This window comes from Microvirga sp. P4_A5, assembly GCF_056402495.1.
In genome coordinates this window covers 1-4,768 of the sequence record NZ_JBFUHH010000165.1, presented here as the reverse complement: position 1 = coordinate 4,768, position 4,768 = coordinate 1, and the positions used below count along the sequence as shown (strand labels likewise).

Annotated in this window: 4 protein-coding genes; 1 reads left to right on the top strand and 3 read right to left on the bottom strand. The window is 65.1% G+C overall.

What is annotated here, in order from left to right; genetic code table 11:
• The 3 genes from AC1DVM_RS22515 to AC1DVM_RS22505 form a co-directional block, all read right to left on the bottom strand.
• A partial coding sequence (locus tag AC1DVM_RS22515; RefSeq protein WP_477258269.1) for an RNA degradosome polyphosphate kinase occupies positions 1-1,939 on the bottom strand: 1,939 nt, incomplete at its 3' end.
• Positions 1,940-2,061: 122 nt separating this feature from the next.
• Entirely contained in the window at positions 2,062-2,754 is a 693-nt protein-coding gene (locus tag AC1DVM_RS22510) for a P-loop NTPase family protein (protein WP_477258267.1), read from the bottom strand.
• Entirely contained in the window at positions 2,747-3,847 is a 1,101-nt protein-coding gene (locus tag AC1DVM_RS22505) for an AI-2E family transporter (protein ID WP_477258265.1), read from the bottom strand. Before AC1DVM_RS22505 ends, AC1DVM_RS22510 begins: the two co-directional genes overlap by 8 nt.
• A 251-nt stretch (positions 3,848-4,098) precedes the next feature.
• On the opposite strand from AC1DVM_RS22505, the gene purM reads away from it, so the two are divergent.
• On the top strand, positions 4,099-4,768 hold a 670-nt coding region (gene purM, locus AC1DVM_RS22500), incomplete at its 3' end, for a phosphoribosylformylglycinamidine cyclo-ligase (protein ID WP_477258263.1).

Here is a 4,768-nt window from a genome sequence, read left to right as displayed (position 1 = left end):
CCTCCACCCGCCGGTCGAGATTGCGCGACATGAGGTCCGCCGACGAGATGTAGACGTGGGCCTTGGGGTTCGGCAGATTGCCGCCGTTCCCGAACGCGTAGATGCGGGTGTGTTCGAGAAACCGCCCGACGATGGATTTCACCCGGATGTTCTCGGACAGGCCCTTGATGCCGGGTCGCAGGCAGCAGATGCCGCGCACGATGAGATCGACCTGCACGCCCGCGGCGCTTGCATCGTACAGAGCATCGATGATGACCGGGTCGACGAGAGAATTGCACTTGCACCAGATCGCCGCCGGCAGGCCCGCCTTGGCGTTCGCGACTTCCTGTCCGATGTGCTCCAGCAGCCGTTTCTTCAGCGTCAGCGGCGACACCGCCATCCGCTCGAGCGCCGCCGGCTCCGCGTAGCCGGTGATGTAGTTGAAGATGCGTCCGACGTCGCGCCCGATGACCGGATCGGCGGTGAAGAACGACAGGTCGGTGTAGATGCGCGCGGTGATGGGGTGGTAGTTACCCGTGCCCACATGGCAATAGGTGATGAGCTGGCCGCCTTCGCGCCGCACGATCATCGACAGTTTGGCGTGCGTCTTCAATTCGATGAAACCGAACACCACCTGCGCGCCCGCTCGTTCGAGATCGCGCGCCCAGCGGATATTGGCCTCCTCGTCGAAGCGCGCCTTGAGTTCGACCAGCGCCGTCACGGCCTTTCCGGCTTCGGCCGCCTCCGCCAAAGCCGCCACGATGGGCGATTCCGACGAGGTCCGGTAGAGCGTCTGCTTGATCGCCACCACGTTGGGATCGCCCGCCGCCTGGCGCAGGAACTGCACTACCGCGTCGAAGGATTCATACGGATGGTGAACGATGAGATCCTTCTCGCGAATGGCCGCGAAGCAATCTCCGCTATGTTCGCGGATACGCTCCGGGAAACGCGCGTTGTAGGGCTTGAACTTGAGATCGGGCCGATCGAGCGCCACCAGTTGCGACAGCTCGTCGAGGCCGAGCATCCCCTCGCCCACGAACATCTCGTCGCCGGAAATTTCGAGCTCCTCCGCCACGAACAACCGAAGGTCCTCGGGCATCGCGGCCTCGACTTCGAGCCGGATGACGCTGCCACGCCGGCGCTGCTTCAGCGCGGTCTCGAACAGCCGAACAAGATCCTCGGCCTCTTCCTCGATTTCCAGGTCGCTGTCGCGAATGACGCGGAACACGCCCTGCCCCTGCAGGTCGTAGCCTGGAAAGAGCCTGCTGGTGTAGAGCCCGATCACCTGCTCGAGGGCGATGAAGCGGGTAGCTCCGGTCTCGGCGAAATCCGGCAGGCGAATGAAACGATCGGCCTTGGCCGGCAGGCGGATCATCGCGTTCAGCACCTTGCCGTCGCTCTGCCGCGCGAGTTTCAGCGCGATCGAGGCGCCCAGGTTGGGGATGAACGGAAACGGATGGGCGGGATCGACCGCGAGCGGCGTCAGAAGCGGAAAGACGTGGTTGAGGAAGTAGTCCTCGAGCCATGACGCTTCCGGCTTCGCAAGGCCCGTGGCGGCGTCCACGAGCACGATCCCCTCTTCGAGCAGGCTGTCCTTCAATTCCCGCCAGCGTCGCTGCTGATCGGAGGCAAGCTGCGAGACTGCCACGCCGATGCGGGTGAGCTGCTCCTGCGGCGTCAGCCCGTCCTGCGACGGAGCGGAAATTCCGGACCGCACCTGACCGCGCAAGCCGGCGACGCGGACCATGAAGAACTCGTCCAGGTTTCCGGCCGAGATCGACAAAAACCGAAGCTGTTCGAGAAGCGGGTGGTTGCGGTTCGACGCTTCTTCCAGAACGCGGCGGTTGAATTGCAGCCAGGACAATTCCCGATTGATGAACCGCTGAGGAAACTGCCGCAACACGGCGCCGTCGAATTCGATATCCGGCGGAGCCTTCGGCGACGGCGTCTCGCTGACGATCTCGGCCTTGTCCAACACGAGGTTGGCGCGCACATCGCTCTCCGTCGTGTTTCGTGGCGTCGAGGTCCGTTTTGGAGCGGACTTCGTGACGGTTTCACGACGTGGCGGCGGCGCGAGGGGTTTCACTCGATATCATCCAATTCCTGAGAAGCACCGAGAATTTCGGCGGCGATCGCGCGCGACACGCGCCTGCCACGGCTCAGGGCCTCCTTGTCGAGGAGCGTCACGAACTCGGCGGCTTTGGCGAGCGATCGCTCGATCCTCAGCGCAATATAATCGACAACGCTGGTGTCGACCACCAACTGCCGATCGACGAACAGCTTCACGAGCACGGCCTTCAGCAGCGCGTCGTCGGGGGCGCCGATGGAGACGCTCGGCGCGAGTCTCAGGCGCGACACCAGATCGGCGGTTCGCAAGCCCCATTGGTCCGGCGGCTTTTCGCATGTCAGCAACACGAAGGCTCGCTTTTCGCGCGCGAGGTTGAGGAGGTGGAACAGGGCCGCCTCGTCCCGATCCGCGCGGTCGATATCCTCGATCGCCAGCGCGCCACCCGATATGAGGTGCGGAACCTGCTGCGGCACCACCTCGAAGGCGTCGACGGTCCAGGCATGGGCCGTGGCGGCCCAGATGGCGGCCAGATGGCTCTTGCCGGAGCCGCGCGGGCCATTGAGCACCAGCACCGTGTCGCCCCAATCGGGCCAGCTCTCGATGCGGGAATAAGCCTGCTCGTTCGACGGCGAGACGAGGAAATCCTCCCGCCCGAAGCGCGGGTCGAGAGGCAGGTCGAACGCGAGTTGCCTCGGCGTCTCACGCATCGAGATCGACCTTGGGCGTGATGATCGCCGGGTCGGTGCCGCGATAGAGCGGGCTCGTCAGATATTGCTGGAGCGCGAAGCGGGCGATCACGCCGATGGCGGCAGCCAGCGGGACGGCGAGAAGCAGGCCGACGAAGCCGAAAAGAGAACCGAAGGCCAGAAGCGCGAACATGAGCCAGACCGGATGAAGCCCCACGCTTTCGCCGACGAGTTTCGGCGACAGGATATTGCCCTCGACGAACTGACCGAAGACGAAGATGCCGAGGGTCGCGGCGATCAGCGTCCAATCCGGCCAGAACTGCACGATGGCGACGCCCAGGGACAGGATGAGCCCGGTGAGAGACCCGACATAGGGGATGAAGCTCAGGAGGCCGGAGGTCATGCCGATCATCGCGCCGAAATTGAGCCCAAGCATCGTCAGCGCCACGGCGTAGAAGGTGCCGAGGATCACGCAGACCAGCGCCTGACCGCGAACGAAACCGGCGATCGCCTTGTCGATATCGCGCGCGATCACCCGCACGGTGTCGCGGTGGCGCATGGGAATCCACGAATCGACCGTTCCCACCATCCGGTCCCAGTCGATCAGCATGTAGAAGGCGACGACGGGCGTCACCACCAGCAGGGAGAAGATGCCGAGGAGCGCCTGCCCGCCCGACCACAATCCCTGCAAAAAGGTGCCCATCCAGGCCATGCCCTGGGAGATGAGATTGCCCACCGAGGTCTGCATGTCCGACAGGGCCTTGGAGCCGCCGAGCCGTTCGATCAGCGGCCCGCCCTGCTCCACGGCGAGCTGCTGCAGCCGGGCGACATAGCTGGGAAGCCGCTCGACGAATTCGCCCAGTTGCTGTCCCAGAAGCGGCACGATCACCATCAGCGCGACGATGAAGATCAGCACGAAGAGGATCAGGATGATCAGGCTGGCGCCGAGCCGCCCGAGCCCGATGCGCTGAAGCCGGTCGGCCAGCGGGTCCATCATATAGGCGAGCGCGAAGCCTGCGACGAACGGCAGCAGGACGCCCCGGAAAAGGGCGAGCATGAGCACCGCGGCGGCAAGCGCCACAATCCAGAAAATCACCTGCCGCTGCAACGTCATCGAAGTACCATTCTTCAACATTCTCCAAAGCGCCGTCCTGCGGCAGCCCGCCCCGAGATAGGCACCCGAGCGCGCGACGGTCAAGGCGGACCGGCGATCGCGCCTCCCGGATCGGGGGTCGCAGCTCACCTTCCCCAATGGCACCAACGCTTGTGATCGACGGTGCTTCCGCCCGGAACCATAAAAAATCCGACTTTCCCTTGCCTCCGGCGACCGCGCGCCTTACTCCCCGCCTTGAGACGGGGTGAGCAATGACCGAGAAATTGCCGAACGGCCTGACCTACGCGCAAGCGGGCGTCGACATCGACGCCGGCAACGCCATGGTGGACGAAATCAAGCCGCTGGTGCGAGCCACGCGCCGCCCCGGAGCCGACGCGGAAATCGGCGGCTTCGGCGGATTGTTCGATCTGAAGGCGGCGGGCTTCACGGACCCGATCCTGGTCGCGGCCAATGACGGGGTCGGGACCAAGGTCAAGATCGCCATCGACACCGGCATTCACCACACCATCGGCATCGATCTGGTGGCGATGTGCGTCAACGACATCATCGTGCAGGGCGCGGAGCCCCTGTTCTTCCTCGACTATTTCGCCACCGGCAAGCTCACGCCGGAGGTCGGCGTCGCCATCGTGAGGGGTATCGCGGACGGCTGCATCCAGGCCGGATGCGCTCTCGTGGGTGGGGAAACAGCGGAGATGCCGGGCCTCTACGCCCGCGGCGATTACGATCTGGCGGGTTTTGCCGTCGGCGCGGCCGAGCGCGGCACCTTGCTGCCCAAGGGCGTGGCCGCGGGCGACGTGCTGATCGGCCTGGCGTCCTCCGGCGTCCATTCCAACGGCTTCTCCCTCGTGCGCCGGATCGTCGAAGCCTGCGGCCTCCCCTGGGACGCGCCCGCCCCCTTCGCGCCGGGACGCAGCCTCGGCG

Coding starts and splice junctions, on each gene's coding strand:
- AC1DVM_RS22510 (WP_477258267.1), bottom strand. CDS start 2,754: ATGCGTGAGACGCCGAGGCAACTCGCGTTCGACCTGCCTCTCGACCCG.
- AC1DVM_RS22505 (WP_477258265.1), bottom strand. CDS start 3,847: ATGACGTTGCAGCGGCAGGTGATTTTCTGGATTGTGGCGCTTGCCGCC.